This is a genomic window from Paraburkholderia sp. 22099, assembly GCF_052045835.1.
Classification (GTDB): Bacteria; Pseudomonadota; Gammaproteobacteria; order Burkholderiales; family Burkholderiaceae; genus Paraburkholderia; species Paraburkholderia terricola.
Map to the genome: position 1 here is coordinate 1 of NZ_JBQEPU010000098.1, position 605 is coordinate 605.

Below are 605 nucleotides of genomic sequence, written 5' to 3' on the forward strand. Positions count from 1 at the left end.
GCCGGACGAATCTGCCCGCGCTCCTCGACGAACGTCACGGTGTTGTCGGCCTGGTCGCTGTTGACGAAATGGCGGAAGCGCTTGCGCGTTTCAGGATCGGTCACCGCCTTCTTCCATTCGCATTCGTAGGTCTCGACCACGTGCCGCATGTCCGATTCCAGTTCCGCCGCCACGCCCAGGTGATCGTTGACCACCACGTCGATCAGATAGTCGAGGCCGCCTTCGAGGCTCTCGCGCCACACGCTGGTGCGTTGCAGACGGTCGGCGGTGCGCACGTAGAACATCAGGAAGCGGTCGATATAGCGCACCAGCGTTTCGCGATCGAGATCCGACGCGAGCAGTTCCGCGTGGCGCGGCTTCATGCCGCCGTTGCCGCACACATAAAGGTTCCAGCCCTTCTCGGTGGCGATCACGCCGACGTCCTTGCCCTGCGCTTCCGCGCACTCGCGGGTGCAGCCCGACACGCCGAACTTGATCTTGTGCGGCGTGCGCAGGCCCTTGTAGCGGTTCTCCAGTTCGACCGCGAGGCCCACCGAATCGCCGACGCCATAACGGCACCACGTCGAGCCCACGCACGACTTCACGGTGCGCAGCGCCTTGCCGTA

1 pseudogene is annotated in these 605 nt (G+C 64.6%); it reads right to left on the minus strand.

From position 1 onward, the window contains the following. A pseudogene (locus ACTJLC_RS31815) lies at positions 1 to 605 on the minus strand (nitrite reductase (NAD(P)H)); the annotation flags it as partial.